Below are 894 nucleotides of genomic sequence, written 5' to 3'. Positions count from 1 at the left end.
TTGTGTGTTTTCCGGTTGTAAGTTCGTCTAAAATTTTCAGTTTAAAAGGTTCTGAATACCGTCTAATTATTTTGTCATTTTTGTACATAATGTTTAAAATTATGTAGCCTATATTCAGGACGGGTCATAATTAATGCCAACGTGTACGTGTATGGTTAGTTGCGTACAAGTACGCTGTTATTCTTTGCTAAGCAATATAGTGAATTGTGAGAAAAAATCCTGAGCTTAGCCAGCAATCTGCAATTAATTATACACGTTGTTAGGTGTAGTTTTTTTCAATTGAGTTGTTCTATTCTATTTTCTATTAAAAGTCTAAACTTTTTTAATTCGGTTGGAAGGTTTTCCATTTCGACTTCATAATCATCAATTGTAATTGCTTTCTTGAGATTTCCATCAAATATTTCCACTATTAATTTATCCTCGTTCTTATTTCCAGTAGTATAAAATCCGTTTAGATTTTTATTTAGTACGTCATTTGGCACTTGGTTAATTAAATCTTTTGCAAGTTCAAATTTTTCTTGTGACATTAATTCACCTACGAACGTATATCCATTTCTAGTATGTCTTTTATTGTGCCATAATTCTCTTTTATCAACTAATAATTCCGTTCGAGTTAGTTTGTAAATTTCATAAGTGCCATAGTTGTCACTGAAGAATCTTCCAAAAATAAGATATTCTAAACCTTCAAGATTAGGTTTCTGTGTGTTTTTAAAAATTCTATTTAACCACTTAAACATATTCAGAATTTGTTCAATTGTCAGGATTTGTGTATTATACTGAAATAGGTTGACCTTTTTTTGGTTCATTTTTCGTCAATTAAAAGGTCAAATATTCTAAATTTTGTTTGTTCTTTTTGTAGGAACAGTATTTTACATTTTGGTTAAGATGAACAAA

General features: G+C 29.2%; 1 protein-coding gene. It reads right to left on the bottom strand.

Annotated features, from left to right (window positions below; all coding sequences use genetic code 11):
* Nucleotides 1-275: 275 nt before the first annotated feature.
* Nucleotides 276-806, bottom strand: a complete 531-nt coding sequence (locus N4270_RS17085) for a hypothetical protein (protein ID WP_260098567.1) — start codon at nt 804-806, stop codon at nt 276-278.
* Nucleotides 807-894: the final 88 nt, after the last annotated feature.

It is taken from the genome of Psychroserpens sp. SPM9, assembly GCF_025153525.1.
Lineage (GTDB): Bacteria > Bacteroidota > Bacteroidia > Flavobacteriales > Flavobacteriaceae > Psychroserpens.
This window is presented reverse-complemented; position numbering and strand designations above follow the sequence as displayed.